The organism is Bacillus salacetis, from assembly GCF_049177075.1.
Classification (GTDB): domain Bacteria; phylum Bacillota; class Bacilli; order Bacillales; family Bacillaceae_B; genus Rossellomorea; species Rossellomorea salacetis_A.
Genome location: NZ_CP185377.1, coordinates 2190572 through 2205927 on the forward strand (window position 1 = coordinate 2190572; position 15356 = coordinate 2205927).

The window sequence follows — 15356 nt, forward strand, 5'->3', positions numbered from 1 at the left end:
CTTGTTTCACTTCTGTTAAAGCGAAACATCTCAGGACTCTTTTACGGAAGTTAACCGTATAGATTTACATATCAATCTATCCACTCACAGGCGACTTCGGGAACCAATTGACTGTCTTGCACCATCCGACAGCTCTCTGAACAATTAATCTATCCTTACTACTCCTAATCTTAGCGTTTAGGTTATTTATTTTTAAATATTCTATATTTTCTCAAACTATATGTCAATAACTTATTTACTAAATATTCCATCATGAGCATTTTAAACCAACAATTATTTGGTATTTAAAAAAACAGACAGATCCCAAAGAATTTGCCTGTAATCATAAATTACTTTTCTTTTGTGAAATCGAGGATCCTTATGTAGTTACCTGCAGGATCTTTGAAAATAGCGTAGCGGCCAGGAGGAATATCAACTGGTTCTGTGACAAAAGTTAGAACTTCCTTATTTTCCTTAAAAAACTGATCTACACTGTCTACTAAAAAAACTCCTCCTGCTGCGAGGTCCTTTTCATCTTCTTCAATCAAAAGACGAACATCCGAGTCAGGCAAACTTAATGCAACAGTATGTTCCCCCTCTCTCCAGGCTTCCTCAAACCCAAGGGTCTCCCTGTAATACTTAAGTGATTCTTTTAAATTTGCTACGGGATGATACAAAAACACTAATTTCATTTTAGCCATCTCCTCTCTTTATCACATAATTAAGTTATGTTTTACATAATTAGGTTATGTATATCGTAACCATTTTACTAAATCCTGTCAATATGATAATCTTACTTTATGAAAGAATGGATACCGATACCAGGAAGTAATAAAGATAAGTTAATTCAAGCAGCCCTAGAAGCCTTTAGTCAAAACAACTTCAAAGATGTAAAAATTTCAACACTTGCAGCCAAGGCTGACATGACAACCGGTGCAGTTTATCACCACTTTGGCTCAAAATTAAAGCTTTACCAAGTAATCAGAAAGGAAATGGAACAGAGAATTGTAGATAGAATGGAGGGAGCTGCTTCATTATTTGAGGTTCCAGAAGAATCTTTAAAAGCCGCCCTTCTCACTGGATTAGACTTTGTTGAGAAGCAAAAGGCCTATAAGATATTCAGTGAAGAACCACAGTCGAGGGATATAGACAAGGTTGAAGACTTTATTAGAGGTTTTAGAAAGGAAGCCGACATTCCCTTTGAAATACTAATTATCTCTTCTTGGAGATCCATATTAAAAGGATTGGATAAGGAAGAATTAACACTAATTCAAGCAAAGAAATTAATCAAATGGATGTTAGAAAGGGAGAGTTTATAATCCTCTTCCCTTTCGTACACAAAAAACCCTTGAGCAAAACTCGCTCAAGGATTTAAAAAGAAAGATTAATAGACGCCGACATTACTCCATGCACTTGCAACAGAAGATGCCGTTGAAGAACCATATAAGTCATTAGCTGACTGAACAAGTGCCTGCCTAGCATCAGAGAAATCACTGTAAGGAGTCAAATAAACAGTCAGAGCACGGTAATAAATATTTTCCGCTTTGGTTTTCCCTATGCTGTTGATTGTGTAATAAGCAGCTTTGTTCGGGATACCGCTGTTAGTATGAACTCCTCCCCAGTCTCCCTCTCGCGTGACAGGAAGGTTCTGGTAATCATTCATATGGGCTGGCTGGTTATACTGCTCCGGATTGGACATACTGCGAAGAGCATCCCCGCTGACTCCAGGAGTGTACACATCTTCTCCCATCAACCAATCCTCAGAATCCACAAAGAAACCAAACACGTCAGAAAATGACTCGTTCAACGCGCCAGACTGGGATTCATAAACCAAATCCGCCGAAGTATCCGTTACGGCATGCGTCAACTCATGGGCCACGATATCATCTGCGCCTGAGAGTGGAGCGAATGTTGAACCATCTCCGTCACCGTAAATCATTTGATTTCCGATCCATGCTGCATTGTTGTAATTGCTTCCATAGTGGACGGTGGAAGTTACATCAGAACCTTGATTGTCATAGCTGTTCCGGCCAAATTTATTGTAGTAATAATCATACACTTCACCGGCATAATAATGTGCATCGACAGCGGCTTTTTGTCTTTCACTATAGAACGTATTGCCTGTGTCCGTCACATAATAACCTGGAAGACTGCTGTCGCCTCCATTATAGTTATCAAATGTCTGGATGACACCATTCATCGGTTTAGTCGTATCGAACAAATAGTAAGTACTATTATAATAGTACGTATTAACCGTCTTGTAGTCGCCCAGGACACCATATCCTGAACCAGTTGCTTCGTGGACCTCATTCACTGCTTTTAGAACTTCACCGTTTTCAGCATTGATGTAAAGCTGCCAGTTTGCTGGGTATGGAGAGGCAAATTGTAACTGAACATGATAGGCTAACGTATATTCCTTATCTTCATTGTAAACGACCAAATCCGATTTTTCGGACAACATACTTTTATTTCCTTTGATTGTTTCAATGGTCTCGTCAGCGGCCGAGCGATCAGTATCAATATGCTTCCAGGCAGCATCAATCGCTTGCTGCTTGTTCAGCTTTTTGGTTTGTCGGATGGTAGATGGCGCATCAGAGTGAAACTCCCCATTGACTGCCTCAATATTCCCTTCACGATCGGTATGCACCATGACTTTTGCCTTCGCAATCGGTACATTTTGAATGACCGGCTGGTAAATAAAATGTGTCATCCCTAATTCATCTTCCTTGGTATCGATTAACTTCAGGTCTTTCTCAGGATTGATGTTAAATACGCTGCTGTTCGCCTTAAAGAATGATTGAACATCCTTTTCTGTTTTGACCTTCTTCTCCGTCAATTTCCCTGTGATAAAGGATGGAGCACCCTTATGTACATTTTCCTTCCAGTTCATTTCTACGTTGGGTTTCATTTTCCATAATGGGTCAATCCCTTGGGCAGAAGCTGCACCTGCTGAAGTCAATAATGCTGTTGTGATGGCTGCGGAAGCCAGTACTCTAGTAAACTTTTTATTAGTTTTCATATGTTTCTCCCTCCTTGCTCAGTATTCTAGCAAAGAAAAATCACAGGAGAAAGCAATTGTCAGAATCCTCAAAATGCTTAACAAGCCCTGATTCACACTAAAAATATCAAGGATCCCTATCTTGAGGAAAATTTTCATGAATATTGTCAAATTTTGTTCTGTGAGTACCTAATAAGTGTCCTCATTTTCACAACTTCTCTTTTCTGTAGTGTCCACATTATGATCCTATGTTAGTACCAGTTTTGCCAAATTCAAGGTGATAATCCCATGAAGATTTTCAAAAAAAAACTTACCCTCTTTTGGATAAGCTTCCATTTAGTTATTGATACAACCTTTTTACTTTTTCTAATATTGCCTTATTTAATAAGCCGAGCAATATGTAATAAACAAAAGAATAAATATACTTCCATTTGAAATAATAGACCAAGTGTAATACATGACTTAATGGTTCACCGATAAATGCAAATAACAGAGCCATACAAACTAAAGCGATAATAAACGACTTCCAAGAACTAAAGTATTGGTAAATCAACATATAAGCTACTACTACCATAGACATGTCAAAGGCAATTGCTCTTGGAGTTACAGGAATCAATTCGGTTGGATACATCCAGAAACGCAAATCGCTCCCAATAGCATCGAGATATGTTGTGGGGATAACCACTAACGAACCGAATAATATTATTTCCATCACGCGTTTCCTGTCCAACACTTTAACCCATAGAGCCCACGGCACTATCACGAAAGCCACAAGGATCCACCAATTCCAAGAGAACAGTTCATACTCAAGCCAATATTGAAAATCAGTTTGGGTATAAATATCCTGTAACTCTCTGGAATGAAAGGCATTCTTCATTTTAATATCCATTCAAATCACCAAGCCTTAGCAAAGAGGTAACATTGATTGTTTGTTTAAATGCTAAGACTAATTTGCCTATAAAATATAGACTTTATACGGACTTCAACGTACATACTTGGAATAAGCGAAGGTAGTAAAATAATTCAAAGCAAAAAAGACTCATCAAATAATGAGTCTTCTGACTTGGCAAACCAAAAGAATTAACAACTCTGTGTAATCCATCCAGCGTCTTTTAGAAAGTCTTCTCTTGTCAGGTTTTCCCCTCTGATGAATTGTCTGTAGGAATTGATCGTGCCATCGTGTGACACCACATAGATCCGTTCAGCATTTTGCTCTCTGCACCATTCAAGAAAACGAGCTGCTACTGCACTAAATTCTTGTTCTGGCATTGTATTGATTCCGGAAATCCAAAACTCCTCGGGAAGGCCCTCGTAAATCGTAAAGCTTGGAAATTCTTCTCTAATCAATTTCTTATCTAACATCCTATCGCAAGGAAGTGTTTCCCATTCTGGATTTTGAGGAAACATTCTTGGTGATACCAGTGGGCTCACAACTTTTCTACAGCCTATGTTTCTTGTTAAAATGTTAGCTGTCTCCAAAGTCCTTCTAATAGGGCTGATAACTACTATGTCTTTGTCAGTTATAGTAATTTGAGATTGCAGAGATTCGGCCTGTTTAATCCCCTTTTTGGTTAAAGCGGGGTCTTGAATTTGCAAACTATCTGGTAAGTTGAGGGTATGTTCACCTTGTCCGTGTCTAATAAAAATGAAATCCAAAAGTGAGTCCTCCTTAATTCCTCATATTACTGAGATAAAAGTTAAGCCTGCTGCAGCTTCATCTTTTCCAATATGCCTTTAACTTTTTCGACAGTGCTTTCTACAAACTCATCCATTTCAACCTCTGTTAGATAAATGAATTTATGGTCATCGGCTATCGTACTTGTCCGGTAAAATTCCGTTATATTTCTGATTTGTGTCAGAGTCTGACCCTCTGGAAAGAAATCTAGATACTCAGGAAATTCGGTTATGTGTTGGAAGTCTGTCCAGAAGATATTGTCATTATGATATTTAAGATATAAGAAATCCTGTCCATACCAATCTTTCTTAACAAGGCGGGCATAATCCGGGTGATTCAGGATTTCCTGATAAACTGTTTCCTGCTTCTTTTTAGCAAGGACTTTAAGCCATTCCTCATCCGTCACCAAATGAATGTAGTAGCCCAACTTATAGGATATTTCGCCAGATAAACTCTCAGTTATTTCACCAAGATATTCATTGTAAAATGAATCGGAGCTAATCTTCCCGTCAGTGTAGAAATGAGTGGTTTCCTTTGGTGGTACCGGCTTTCCGTCTTCTCCAATAAGCCCGCAATCCGGTCCGATATTGCCTACCAAGAATTCCGTTTTTGAAACAGGAAGATCCGTTTTCAGTAATTCTTCAGTGATTCGAAAATGAGTTACCCAAGTAGCCATAGTGATTCCCCTTTAATTTATGGATTTTCATTGAGCGGCACAGGTGATTATAGATAAATGCAGGATCTTTTGCCGCAAATCTGTATTAACCTAATCAATTATTTCAAATAGTTAGAATTTAATCAATGTTAGTTCTATAACAACTTAGTGATGACACCGTTATATCACCTCATAAAGAAGCTTTGATTGGTTGAACGAACTTATACGACTATAATAGATGGAAAGGAGTGATGTTAATGAATATTCTATGGGATTTCGACGGAACTTTATTTGACACCTACCCCGCATACACGAAAGTGCTCTCTACTGTGCTGGGTGAGACTGTGGATGAAAAGGAGATCTATGGCAAGCTGAAAGTTTCCTATTCACATGCCATCGATTATTACAAGGTTCCTGAGGACAAACAGGAAGAGATGATGCAGTTAAGGGAGAAACTTTCTCCTGAGGATATGAAACCGTTTGAACATGTGGAAGAGATTCTTAAATGGGCTGATAAAAATGTGATCATGACACACAAATCGAGGGACGGAGTCTTGGCCATCTTGGATCACTATGGCTGGCGGGATTATTTTTCTGACATAGTAACCATTGATGATGGCTATGCACGGAAACCTGATCCGGAATCCTATGTTTACCTACATAACAAACATCATATCGACCTGGCCATTGGGGACAGGGAACTGGACTTACTTCCGGCCAAAAAATTGGGGATAGCGACCTGTATTTTTCAGGCTGAATGTGAAATCGCTGATTATCAGCTGCAGGACTACGCTGACTTTTTCAAACTTGATTTCTCACCGTTAAAATAATTTAAAGGGGGACATTCTTCGTCCCCCATACCTGCACGCCTAGACTTTTACGTCCTCCTTCTCCTCAAACATGTCAATAATCGAGCGAATGCTATGTACCCTTCCGGAAAAGATAAACAAATCATCATAGTTGACCTGAATGAAATCATCGATAATGCTGATTTTTTCTTTTACTTTCTCAATGTTCATCAAGGTCTGTTTCTCTTCCCCCTCGTATCTGGTCAATCTTTTCAACTCATCCGCCAAGAGTTGGAATCTGTACTCCTCCACCAGCAGCTTCAGCCGATACAAGAGATCCTGATTCAAGACAATATAGGAATGCTGTTCATACGTCCTATTTACCAAATCGATGAATCCCTGCAAATTCATTGTCAGGAGTTTGGCTCTTTCCATATTGAAGTTCAAATTGAGTTCACCTCTTGATTCCTTTTTATTATGTATAAGAAATCACAAGGGATTTGATGCCAGTTTGGGTGAAAAAGACATGCACTTAAAAACGAGAATACTTCAACCAAGCATCGTTCCCATAATGATAATGAACAGTTCAATTAAAATTAGAACCACAGTCATGGAAACACTCACAAAACTTCTAATCATGGAAATTTTATTCCTAATTCCTTTAAAACCTATAACGCTTACTATTAATGAAGCTACTGTTAATCCGAGCAAGGTGTACCATGTTACTGAAGGTGACAATTTATGAATTATATTAGTTCCAATATTACTAAACGCTAAAAGTAGAAAAAACAGCCAACAAAACAGACAAATGAATAACGAATAAAAATTCAATTTTTTGTTCATTAGATCCCTCCTTTTTATAAAGCTTTTATAATGACCGGGGACTATCAGGCATGGTATTAACAAGAATTAAATAAATTAGTAAATTAGCAGGTAATAAAAGAAATATCAGTCTCACACCTAAAGAGGAAATACCTAAATATTCCGCTATACCTCCACAGACACCGCTTATGGACTTATCTGTTCGCGATTTTCTTAACTTGGTTTTCAATTCAACTCCCCCTCTGCCACATAAAGCATTCTTACTATTAATTAGACGGATATACAATTGATTAAGTTTCGATTATCCTGAACTCTAGACATCTTTTAAGAGTGAGAAAATTATACTTGCTGGTGTTTTTGAAAAAGTGAAAGATGAATGAAAAATTACAAAAAAGAGGAGTTGCAAAACGATATTGCAGCTCCTCTTTTCTATTATTCTTTATTCAATCAACGCCTTAAAAAATAGAGGAAAAATCTTCCCTTAATTAGCAAATCGTACTGAAAACAGCTTAAATAGAGGAAAAAATTCCTCTTATTTGACTCAAAAAACGTGAAGATAGATAGCTTTGCTTAGTATAGAGGAAAAATCTTCTCTTATTTTGTTCAAAACCACTACTAATCTGCATTTAACAGTAAATTCTTCCCTTATTTTTCTATCACGAGTTACTCAGTCTGAACCAAACGGAGCGAATTCAACAATAAGGGTTTGCTCTCCTTCGAGGACCGAGCCTGGTTTGAGGTTTTGTTTTATCAAATAGCCAGCGCCCTTCATTTCGATGGAAATGTCACTCAAGGAAACAAACTTCTGAACATCCCTCAGTGACCAGCCATTCATGTCGGGAACTGTTACAGGTCCATCTGTTAGCAGAAGGATCTTTTCTTTTTCCAACAGAACGTCGTTTGAGGATTGAGCAATGATTTTTCCTCCGTTGCCGATGACAACAGGATTCAGGCCGGATTCTTTGAGGGTTTCCGCTGCTTTGGAAGCCGGTACTCCTTCTACGTCAGGAACCTTTACTGATTGCAGCTTTTGAGAGGTTGTTGTCGTCTCGATATTCAAGTACTTCAAACTGTTTTGCATGACTGGGTTAAAGACTTCCGCTACAGGAATCGAGCCCAGTTTGCCTCCCAAATCAGGTTGTTGAATTCCTACATATACCACGAGCTTGGGGTCCTCTGCCGGCGCCATTCCCAAAAATGAAAAGAGATAATTGTCATGGCCGATCATATATCCGGCCCCATTATGGTTCGGAATTTGGGCGGTTCCGGATTTCCCTGCGACCGAATAGCCCGGAATGGCAAATGGCTTTCCGGTACCGATATCAGATGTCACTGTGGTCGCCAGATACTCCCTTGTCTTCTGTGCAGCTTCCTTGCTTATCGGATTTCCGCTGGAAGTCGGGCTGAACTGCTTAACCACTTTTCCACTATTCCCGTCCACAATTTTATCGACCATATAGGGTTTCATCATCTTGCCGTCATTTGCAACCGCGGATGCTGCCTGGATCATCTGCATGGCGGTGACCGTCGTTCCCTGCCCGAATATCGTCGTATATCGTTCAATCGGGTAGTCATATAGAATCCTGCCGCTTGATTCATTCTCTAATTCCAGCCCGACTTTTTTGCCGAATCCAAAAGCATTCAAATAATCGCGATACTTATCCTGCCCGATTTGATCAAGCAGTTCGGCGAAAGCGACGTTGGATGAGCGCTGCACCCCCTGCAGATAAGTGATGCTGCCCCACCCGGCACCTGCATTCCAGTCTTTGATCGGAAGAGGATTTCCTTCTACATAAAATTCACCGGATTTATAAGTGGCATTGGGATTGAAAACTCCCGCATCCACTGCCGATGCCAGAGAAAAAGTCTTCATCGTCGAACCTGGTTCGTAGGCAGTCTGCATGGTAAAGTTCGTCCAGCTGCTCTCCACTCCTTCTGTTACATTCCGGTTGAAGGAAGGCCTTTGTGCCACTGCCAGGATTTCTCCGGTAGTGGGATCTGAAACGATCGCAAAAGCCTTTACTGGGTGGTACACGTCCGTGACATGATTCAAAGCTTCTTCCACAAATGACTGGATTTTTTCATCAATGGTCAAATAGATATCTTTGCCGTCCTTCGGTTCTTTTACATGTGTATCAGAATCAGGAAGAAGATAACCCCACTTATCACTTTCAAAATCAACTTCCCCGTCTTGGCCTTCCAACATTTCATTGAAGCTTTTTTCTATGCCCAATATCCCCTTGCTTTTTACGTCTCCATCATCTGCCACTTTCTGCTGGGAAATACCGACGAGATGGGTGGCAAAATTCCCGTTAGGATAGGTCCGCTTGGCTACCGTTTCAAAAAGAATTCCCGGCAATTTCTCTTTTTCAATGCTTTCTTTCGTGACAGGCGAGATATTCCGGCCTGCTGTACCGAACTCCACCTGAAACTGGTCCTTCTTGTTTAACCGGCTAAGGATTTCCGACTCATCCATTTCTATGTATTGAGATAGGACCGAAGCAGTTTTCTCTTTGTCCACCACATGATTGGGAGAATCCGGATCTGTAGTCACTGTATCCGAGAGAACTGCAATCAACTTAAACGTCGATGAATCCTCCGCCAGAATTTCTCCATTTTTATCAAAAATAGTCCCCCTGTCTGCCTCTAAGATTTTACTCTTTAAATATTTTTCCGATGCCTGTGCTGCTAAATTGACTCCTTCAACTTCCCCAGACACTGCTATATAAGTAAACCGTGAAAATAAACCGATAAAAACAGCTGAAAAAGTCAGGAACAAAATGAGTGCACCAATTCTAATTTCCTTCCTCTTTCCATTCATAATACTCATCCTTTTCTAGTAGGTTCCTATTCATTTAGTCTACTACTTTATGGGGGTTTATTCTAACCGACTTTGTGAAATTTATGAGAAAGTAGACCAATGAGAATCAAGATAATCCCGTTTAGTAAGTACAAAGAGGCATATATCATAGAAATAATACCAGCAGAATTCTCATGTTTTACAAAGTAGCTTACCGTAACTGCGGCCACATAGAAAATGACAGGAGATAGCAGGATAAATCCGCAGCCTGACCAGATCATTTTCTTTCTATTATTACTGGAAACCTTAAACGCAATAAAGTTAAATACACCTAAATTCCATATTCCTAAAATGATTAAAAACAATGCCTGCAAAATACCACAACCTTCTAAAAATGTTCCCTTTAATAATGACGATTCCCGCTTGAATATTGTTTCATCTTTTGAATGTTTAAAGGGAACATCCTTGTTAGGATATTCCCATAAATGGTTAATCAAGATTGGGTTGATAATGTCCTGATAAAAATTCTCTTATCTCCTTATTGATTTTCTGAAGCCACTCATCTGAAGGGAAATGACCCATATCATATGATTTAAAAGCCGGTAAATTAGGGAGGATTTCTTTTGCCGCTTGATTCAAATTCTTTTCAGGAAAGAAAACGTCCTTCTTCCCCGCTATGACGAGAGTGGGAGCTTGATAGTTTTCCAGCTCTTTCTTCGTAGTCAACTTGGGCATATCCTGTTCGAGTTTAACGTACTTAAATATATCGCCAATTATTTCTTGGTCCTTCTCTTTCATGGACTGATCAGACATGGCATCAGCGATTTTCTTGAGGTATTTCTCTGAAGAGGTACGATTGTAAATAACCATGGGTACCAAGATTTCTTGAATCATTTTCACCTTTGAGCCAAGCTTGATTCCCGCCGGCGATACTAATACGGCACATTCAATTTTGTCCGGCATGAAAGCAGCCAGCCGTAAAATGATTCCCCCGCCATATGAGGGACCAATGAATGCACTCCGCTTAATTTCAAAATGATGCATGAGTTCTTTAATCCAGTGAGCAAAACTATGATCCTTGGCAGAAATTCTGTTTTCATCGCTGTATCCCGGATGACCGTTGGTATCAGGTGCATAAATTCTATAAGTATCGGCCAATGAAGAAAACCATGACAGGGTCATTGGATTGATGCAATTTCCACCCTGAAAGATGAAAACAGGATTTCCGTCTTTTGGACCCGCTACAAGTACATGGGTCTTGCCGTAACTAGTATCTACATGAACCCTTTCCACCTCGAACTCAAGAGAATTTATATACTCTTCATAGTGCTGTAAAATCACTTTCTTTCCTTTTTTGCTTTTATAAATGGTTGCCTGCTTCATATCTCTTCCCCTGCCTCATTCTCGAATTGACGGCGAATTTTCGTCCAGCTTCAATTTATTTTTTTAACGCTCTTAGCATTTACACTCGGTGGATGCTTTTTACTATTATTCGCTTTATGCAGATGATACCCTTTATTTTGCTATTTGTTTGGCTGGTAAGAAAAATACTATCTTTACAATCGCGACTAAGGGAGCCCCCTTTCTCCACTTCTTGTCGCGATTCCTTTCTTATCGCGACAGCTTCCATTGATTGTGGTCCTCTCCTGTCGCGATTCCTCTCTTTTTGCGACAGCTTCCATTGAATTCGGCCCTCTCCTGTCGCGATTACGCTTTAATTGCGACTCGTTGGACCGCTCCTCTCATAAAGCTGTCGCAATTCTTCAGGAAAATAAAAAGAACCTCTGCCAGGGGTTTGACAGAAGTCCTTGAAACAGTAGTGATATTAAAATTAAACCCCGCCATACCTTCTATTCCGCTGACGGAACTGTTCCAACGCACGCAGAAATTCCACCTCGGTGAAGTCCGGCCACAGCACGTCTGAAAACCAAAATTCTGTGTAAGCGAGCTGCCAGAGCAGGAAATTGCTCAGCCGTTTTTCACCGCCGGTCCGGATGAGCAGGTCGGGATCTTTTACATCCTTTGTATATAGGTATGTAGAGAACTGTTCTTCATTCAGTTCATCCAATGACAATTTTCCAGCATTGATATCCGTAATCAATTCTTTCATGGAGTGCAGAATTTCATGTCTGCTTCCATAATTGAGTGCCAGATTCAGCTGAAGGCCATCGTTATCTCTGGTTCTTGCTATCGCATACTCGATGGCTTCTCTAGTATGAGCGGGAAGCTTTTCTAAATCACCGATTGACTCAATCCGCACATTATTTGAAATAAGATCCGGCAGGTAAACCGATAAGAACTCTTTAGGAAGCCTTAATATCACATCTACTTCGGACTTTGGACGTTTCCAGTTCTCCGTGGAAAAAGTATAAAGTGTCAGGACGTTCACCTTGCATTTGACTGCTGCCTTCACAATCTTGAACACAGTGGAAAGCCCTTCTTTGTGCCCGGCTGCTCTCGGCAGGCCACGCTTTTGTGCCCACCGGCCGTTTCCATCCATAATGATCGCCACATGATCCAGGGTATGATCTACTGGATATTGCAAGGCTTCTTCCGGTTGTTTGTTCTTTAGAAAAGGAATGTTCATACACGATTCGCCTCCATGCATATAGTCTTTCTTTTATCCATTATCCTCGTCACTTCTGTATTCCAATAGGTCGCCCGGCTGGCAATCCAGGGCCTTGCAAATGGCTTCCAAAGTCGATAGCCGGACTGCTTTGGCCTTCCCATTTTTCAATATGGAGAGGTTCGCCATGGTAATTCCGACCCTTTCTGAAAGTTCAGTTACACTCATTTTTCTTTTTGCCAACATCACATCGATATTTATGATAATCGCCAATATTCTTCACCTCAGACCGTTAAATCATTTTCTGATTTGATTTGGATAGCTTGTTCTAAAAGTCTCTTGAGCACCGCTGCGAATACGGCAACCACCATCGATGCACCGACGATGACCATTCCAATCAGGACCAGACCCGGCGCATCATCCCATTCGGCAATCATAAAAACAAATGGCAGGATGACCAAATACAGGCCGCTGATTATGATTGCAGAAATTTTAATAGACCTCAAAGATCTCACTGATAGTTCCGAAAAAGCCTCGTTCTTGTCGATATAATGAAGAAGTTTGAACGCCTGATACAGGACGTAGTAAAAAGGGATTGCCGAAACATACATGACACCCAGTATGCCAAGTACCATATAACCAAGCTCCGCTCCCTCTTTTGCATGTCCGAGAGCTTCAATGGCTATCTTAGGCAATAGAAATATACACAAGGCAAGTACTGGAATCCCTAAAAGAATAACAGCAGTCTTTAAAAAGAGTGTTCCACGATTCATCCAAAAGCACCTCACTGATTTATTGTCATATTGAATTTAGCATATTATTTATTGAAATTCAATAAATAATTATCAAATTTTAATTGTGCAACTATAAAAAAGAACATTTCCTATAAGGAGAAATGTTCGATATAAGCAGCAAGTACACAAATATAGGTTTAAACAGAAATGGGTTGAACCTTAATAAGAAGATTTTTAGTGTTAATGTGCTATAATTAACAATATATAGTAGGAAAAGAGTGATGAAAATGATAACCTCTTATGAAAAGATCACGATATCCGGGAATAAAACAGCGGAAGTTTTTCTTCACCTTACTCCCGATAAACGATTTATCGTCTCCATTCCCACCATTCATTGGTCGGCTGAATTCAATCAAAAGGAAGATCTTCAGTTTCAAACAGACAAACTACGATCCTCACTGAATTTTCATCTTTTTGAAGGGAATACAGATGAATTGGCAGATGCGATTAGCAAGCTGGCGGAGAAATATTTTTAATTCAAAGACAGCAGATTGCTGTTTTTTATTTTGATAATTTTTTATGGGCCAGCATGGCTCTGATTTTCTTATCTCATTGGGCGTCTATTTGATTTACGGTCCAACATCTTCTGAATTTTTGTCTCTCATTGGCCCGATTACTTGATTTACGGGCCAGCATCTCTCAAATTTTCGTATCTCATTGGCCCGTTTAGCCAGTTTACGACCCAATATCTCTCGAACTTCCGTATCTCATTGGGTCGTTTAGCCAGTTAACGGGCCAATATACCTCGGATCCAAGCTTCTCTTTGGCCCGTATAGATACTCCTACTCCCCAGAAGATAATTTATTCCGATCAGCCGCGCCAGGCGGCATCTCCATCCAGCCCTTCTCAATCATGATTTTCGCAGCTGAATCTACAAACTTTGTGATTTTCATAAACGACTTAGAGTAAAGGAGCGCTACATCATGCCTTCCGTTCACAGCCACTGAATTCCCAAAAGCTCTGATTTTCATCGAAAACATGTCCATTTTATGGAACAGCATCAGCTTATCTGAAAAAGGCGAGAACGTTGAATCTGTAACGAGATCATCAAGAAAAGAAGGTGCCGGTAAGTTATCCCGGTGAAGCATCTTCATATATTGTTCAATATTCTTAGTGGTCATGTCTCTTCCCGACTCAAAAACCGCCCGAATTTTTTCGTCTTTTACAACTTGTGCGAAGGCCATGATTAACGCCTTGCTTGTTACATTGTTTTCAATGTTATCATAAAAATGGCCTATTTCGAGTGCATGCAGCGGCCGGATATCCCCGAAGAAACCATTCAAATAATCTTTATCAGCGAAATATGGCTTTTCCGGAACAGGGATTAAAGGCGGTTTAATGATGAGCCCCTTCCCCATCAAAATCTTGTTTATCTCGCCGATCAATTCCATAACTGAATTCATGGCATACATGAAAAATTCTTTAACGTCCTCCCGATAAACAAGGGGAATGCCGACTTGATAGATACTCATCCCTGCTTTTGCAGTATATTTCAAATAATGGACGTAATATTCATCCTGGAATAGACGCGGTGCACCGAGATTTACATCCTCATCACTAAAACCCTTTGGAAGAGGAAAGTTTTCTTTTTCTAAAATTTTAGTTGTTTTGATTAAAAATTCTTCACACAGGGATAGCGCATTTTCCACCAGTATTTGAATATCAGCGTCGTCTACATGTTGAAGAAAATACCTCAAGATTTGTTTTGACATACTGTTCCCCATATAGGTAGCCCACAGCTTCCCCATTTCAGCAGAGGTTAATTTTTCATCCGGACTTGTTTTATACGAACCCACTTTGATTGGCTTATTGGTTTTCATGAGAGATCCTTTCAAGGCGTTTTAAATCTAGTATCTTACGCAATCCAGGTGCTTATTCAACAGACGCCTTGTTCCAAAGCGGATCATAATCCATTAACAAACATTCTTACACTGGAGAATAGATTTTCTTTTTCAGTAATGACCAGAAACCCGTTTCGAACGACATTCTTTGTTCCTTCATCTAATGGTTCACTTACCCATTGGTCTGTCACCACACCAAATTCTACCTCTAATCCATTTTCATAGAATATCCTTAGGGAAGTCAAAATCCCCCATTCTTCAAGGGTAAAACGCTCAATACGACTGTACCTAAACTCATTTTTAATCATCTCTAAAGTAAGAGATTTATTAGTGGTAATAATCGTTAAATCCACATCAGAATCAGCATGAAAATCTCCTCTTGCAAAGGAACCCACAACTGCAACACCCTTTATATGGGCTTGGTGTTCTGACCATTCC

The 15356-nt window shown here is 39.9% G+C and carries 17 protein-coding genes, 1 pseudogene and 1 other annotated feature (1 of these 19 cut by a window edge); of the genes and pseudogenes, 3 read left to right on the forward strand and 15 right to left on the reverse strand.

The window, feature by feature from the left end; genetic code table 11:
- Positions 1 to 181, reverse strand: a binding site (T-box leader); it reaches 37 nt to the left of the window's first position.
- Positions 182 to 329: 148 nt separating this feature from the next.
- The gene (locus tag ACOJQI_RS11340) at positions 330 to 680 is read right to left on the reverse strand and encodes a VOC family protein (protein WP_421385325.1); all 351 of its coding nucleotides are present in this window, start codon (positions 678 to 680) and stop codon (positions 330 to 332) included.
- 99 nt (positions 681 to 779) lie between these two features.
- On the opposite strand from ACOJQI_RS11340, the gene ACOJQI_RS11345 reads away from it, so the two are divergent.
- Entirely contained in the window at positions 780 to 1298 is a 519-nt protein-coding gene (locus ACOJQI_RS11345) for a TetR/AcrR family transcriptional regulator (protein WP_421385326.1), read from the forward strand.
- A 65-nt stretch (positions 1299 to 1363) separates the two neighbouring features.
- Here ACOJQI_RS11345 and ACOJQI_RS11350 read toward each other — a convergent pair whose 3' ends face one another.
- From ACOJQI_RS11350 to ACOJQI_RS11365, 4 genes are all read right to left on the reverse strand, one after another.
- A complete protein-coding gene (locus tag ACOJQI_RS11350; protein ID WP_421385327.1) occupies positions 1364 to 2998 on the reverse strand; it encodes a M4 family metallopeptidase in 1635 nt (544 codons plus the stop codon).
- A gap of 319 nt (positions 2999 to 3317) precedes the next feature.
- Entirely contained in the window at positions 3318 to 3866 is a 549-nt protein-coding gene (locus tag ACOJQI_RS11355) for a CBO0543 family protein (protein ID WP_421385328.1), read from the reverse strand.
- 191 nt (positions 3867 to 4057) lie between these two features.
- Positions 4058 to 4633 (reverse strand): histidine phosphatase family protein, encoded by a 576-nt coding sequence (locus ACOJQI_RS11360; RefSeq protein ID WP_421385329.1) that lies wholly within the window; start codon positions 4631 to 4633, stop codon positions 4058 to 4060.
- A gap of 41 nt (positions 4634 to 4674) precedes the next feature.
- On the reverse strand, positions 4675 to 5328 hold the full coding sequence (locus ACOJQI_RS11365) for a zinc dependent phospholipase C family protein (RefSeq protein ID WP_421385330.1): 654 nt from the start codon (positions 5326 to 5328) through the stop codon (positions 4675 to 4677).
- A 236-nt stretch (positions 5329 to 5564) separates the two neighbouring features.
- Between ACOJQI_RS11365 and ACOJQI_RS11370 the strand changes: the two genes are divergently transcribed.
- Positions 5565 to 6137, forward strand: coding sequence for an HAD-IA family hydrolase (locus ACOJQI_RS11370; RefSeq protein WP_421385331.1), 573 nt, complete (start codon positions 5565 to 5567; stop codon positions 6135 to 6137).
- A gap of 39 nt (positions 6138 to 6176) precedes the next feature.
- On the opposite strand, the gene ACOJQI_RS11375 is transcribed toward ACOJQI_RS11370, so the two are convergent.
- From ACOJQI_RS11375 to ACOJQI_RS11410, 8 genes are all read right to left on the reverse strand, one after another.
- Entirely contained in the window at positions 6177 to 6542 is a 366-nt protein-coding gene (locus ACOJQI_RS11375; protein ID WP_421385332.1) for a hypothetical protein, read from the reverse strand.
- Positions 6543 to 6963: 421 nt separating this feature from the next.
- Entirely contained in the window at positions 6964 to 7203 is a 240-nt protein-coding gene (locus ACOJQI_RS11380; protein WP_421385333.1) for a PspC domain-containing protein, read from the reverse strand.
- Between the two features lie 381 nt (positions 7204 to 7584).
- Positions 7585 to 9738, reverse strand: a complete 2154-nt coding sequence (locus tag ACOJQI_RS11385; protein WP_421385334.1) for a penicillin-binding protein — start codon at positions 9736 to 9738, stop codon at positions 7585 to 7587.
- A 62-nt stretch (positions 9739 to 9800) separates the two neighbouring features.
- Entirely contained in the window at positions 9801 to 10214 is a 414-nt protein-coding gene (locus ACOJQI_RS11390; protein WP_421385335.1) for a hypothetical protein, read from the reverse strand.
- The gene (locus tag ACOJQI_RS11395; RefSeq protein ID WP_421385336.1) at positions 10207 to 11100 is read right to left on the reverse strand and encodes an alpha/beta fold hydrolase; all 894 of its coding nucleotides are present in this window, start codon (positions 11098 to 11100) and stop codon (positions 10207 to 10209) included. Before ACOJQI_RS11395 ends, ACOJQI_RS11390 begins: the two co-directional genes overlap by 8 nt.
- Before the next feature lie 448 nt (positions 11101 to 11548).
- Positions 11549 to 12304, reverse strand: a complete 756-nt coding sequence (locus tag ACOJQI_RS11400) for an isoprenyl transferase (RefSeq protein ID WP_421385337.1) — start codon at positions 12302 to 12304, stop codon at positions 11549 to 11551.
- A gap of 33 nt (positions 12305 to 12337) precedes the next feature.
- Positions 12338 to 12556: a helix-turn-helix domain-containing protein gene (locus tag ACOJQI_RS11405; protein ID WP_421385338.1), complete on the reverse strand. Its 219-nt coding sequence runs from the start codon at positions 12554 to 12556 to the stop codon at positions 12338 to 12340.
- Positions 12557 to 12567: 11 nt separating this feature from the next.
- Positions 12568 to 13056 carry a DUF2975 domain-containing protein gene (locus ACOJQI_RS11410; protein WP_421385339.1) on the reverse strand — a complete coding sequence of 163 codons (489 nt, stop codon included), beginning with the start codon at positions 13054 to 13056 and terminating at the stop codon, positions 12568 to 12570.
- A gap of 242 nt (positions 13057 to 13298) precedes the next feature.
- Between ACOJQI_RS11410 and ACOJQI_RS11415 the strand changes: the two genes are divergently transcribed.
- Entirely contained in the window at positions 13299 to 13553 is a 255-nt protein-coding gene (locus tag ACOJQI_RS11415; protein ID WP_421385461.1) for a YueH family protein, read from the forward strand.
- Positions 13554 to 13859: 306 nt separating this feature from the next.
- Here the strand turns inward: ACOJQI_RS11415 and ACOJQI_RS11420 are convergent, their stop codons facing one another.
- Positions 13860 to 14897, reverse strand: a complete 1038-nt coding sequence (locus tag ACOJQI_RS11420; RefSeq protein WP_421385340.1) for a DUF3231 family protein — start codon at positions 14895 to 14897, stop codon at positions 13860 to 13862.
- Between the two features lie 83 nt (positions 14898 to 14980).
- A pseudogene (locus tag ACOJQI_RS11425) lies at positions 14981 to 15343 on the reverse strand (nucleotidyltransferase domain-containing protein); the annotation flags it as partial.
- Between the last annotated feature and the right edge of the window lie 13 nt (positions 15344 to 15356).

Coding starts and splice junctions, on each gene's coding strand:
- ACOJQI_RS11340 (WP_421385325.1), bottom strand. CDS start 680: ATGGCTAAAATGAAATTAGTGTTTTTGTATCATCCCGTAGCAAATTTA.
- ACOJQI_RS11345 (WP_421385326.1), top strand. CDS start 780: ATGAAAGAATGGATACCGATACCAGGAAGTAATAAAGATAAGTTAATT.
- ACOJQI_RS11350 (WP_421385327.1), bottom strand. CDS start 2,998: ATGAAAACTAATAAAAAGTTTACTAGAGTACTGGCTTCCGCAGCCATC.
- ACOJQI_RS11355 (WP_421385328.1), bottom strand. CDS start 3,866: ATGGATATTAAAATGAAGAATGCCTTTCATTCCAGAGAGTTACAGGAT.
- ACOJQI_RS11365 (WP_421385330.1), bottom strand. CDS start 5,328: ATGGCTACTTGGGTAACTCATTTTCGAATCACTGAAGAATTACTGAAA.
- ACOJQI_RS11370 (WP_421385331.1), top strand. CDS start 5,565: ATGAATATTCTATGGGATTTCGACGGAACTTTATTTGACACCTACCCC.
- ACOJQI_RS11385 (WP_421385334.1), bottom strand. CDS start 9,738: ATGAATGGAAAGAGGAAGGAAATTAGAATTGGTGCACTCATTTTGTTC.
- ACOJQI_RS11395 (WP_421385336.1), bottom strand. CDS start 11,100: ATGAAGCAGGCAACCATTTATAAAAGCAAAAAAGGAAAGAAAGTGATT.
- ACOJQI_RS11400 (WP_421385337.1), bottom strand. CDS start 12,304: ATGAACATTCCTTTTCTAAAGAACAAACAACCGGAAGAAGCCTTGCAA.
- ACOJQI_RS11410 (WP_421385339.1), bottom strand. CDS start 13,056: ATGAATCGTGGAACACTCTTTTTAAAGACTGCTGTTATTCTTTTAGGG.
- ACOJQI_RS11415 (WP_421385461.1), top strand. CDS start 13,299: ATGAAAATGATAACCTCTTATGAAAAGATCACGATATCCGGGAATAAA.
- ACOJQI_RS11420 (WP_421385340.1), bottom strand. CDS start 14,897: ATGAAAACCAATAAGCCAATCAAAGTGGGTTCGTATAAAACAAGTCCG.